Here is a 784-nt window from a genome sequence, read left to right on the forward strand (position 1 = left end):
GCCTGCCGATGCTCAGCGAAGCCGAGCGCCGCCAGGTGCTGTACGGCTGGAACGCTACCGATGCCGACTATCCCCGTGACCGCTGCGTCCATGAACTGTTTGAGGCGCAAGTGCGGAACAATCCGGATGCGGTGGCGGTAGTGTTCGAAGACCGGCGTTTGACCTATGCTGAACTCAACAACCGGGCCAACCAGTTGGCGCACTACCTGCACAGTCTGGGTGTCAAGCCCGACGACCGGGTCGCGATCTGCGTGGAACGCAGCCTGGAGATGGTAGTGGGGCTGCTGGGCATCCTGAAAGCCGGCGGCGCTTACGTACCGCTTGACCCGGCTTATCCGGCCGACCGGCAGGCCTACATGCTCGCCGATGCGACGCCCAAGGTGCTGCTGACCCAGGAGCGGCTCAAGGGCATCCTGCCTCAGACGGAGACCCATACGATCGTTTTGGACAGCGATTGGGAGCGGATCGGCGAACAGCCGGACACGAACCCGGCGCCGCAGTCACTGGGCCTGACGCCGCAGCATTTGGCCTACGTCATCTACACCTCCGGTTCGACCGGCCAGCCCAAAGGCGTGATGATCGAACACCAGGCGCTGGTCAATTATGCGCTGGGCGCGGCACAAGTATTCGAGCTGACCCGTGCCGATACGGTCCTGCAGCAAAACTCGATCAACTTCGACCTCTCTGTCGAAGAGATCTTCCCGGCGCTGCTGTCAGGCGCGACGCTGGCGCCGAGCGAGCGGCTGTTCGGCATGGACAGCGAGCTGCGCCCGACCTTCGTGCA

1 protein-coding gene is annotated in these 784 nt (G+C 63.6%); it reads left to right on the top strand.

Features of this window, described 5'->3' with window-relative positions:
* Positions 1-784: AMP-binding protein (locus IT781_RS22015; protein WP_228779362.1), on the top strand; the 784-nt coding region annotated here is incomplete at both ends.

Origin of the sequence: Methylobacter sp. BlB1 (assembly GCF_015476545.1) — a bacterium.
Taxonomy (GTDB): domain Bacteria; phylum Pseudomonadota; class Gammaproteobacteria; order Methylococcales; family Methylomonadaceae; genus Methylobacter.